1 protein-coding gene is annotated in these 255 nt (G+C 63.5%); it reads left to right on the plus strand.

Features of this window, described 5'->3' with window-relative positions; all coding sequences use genetic code 11:
- Positions 1-255, plus strand: a 255-nt coding sequence (locus tag FLQ44_RS22730) for an efflux RND transporter permease subunit (protein ID WP_147696167.1), incomplete at both ends; no start/stop codon positions are given.

Here is a 255-nt window from a genome sequence, read left to right on the forward strand (position 1 = left end):
CGGGGGTGCGCCAGACACCTGCAGGCGACGCCGAATTCATCCAGGAAATGCTGACCGGCTTCACCATCGCCTTCGCGACGGGCCTGCTGCTCATGTATGCGGTGCTGGTGTTGCTCTTCAAGAGCTTCGCGTATCCGATCACCATCATGACGGCCCTGCCGCTGGCCATCGCGGGCGCGTTTGCGGCCCTGCTCCTCGCCGGGTCCAGCTTCTCGATCTCTTCGCTGATCGGCATCCTGATGCTGATGGGCATCG

Origin of the sequence: Vogesella mureinivorans, assembly GCF_007644035.1 — a bacterium.
GTDB lineage: Bacteria > Pseudomonadota > Gammaproteobacteria > Burkholderiales > Chromobacteriaceae > Vogesella > Vogesella mureinivorans.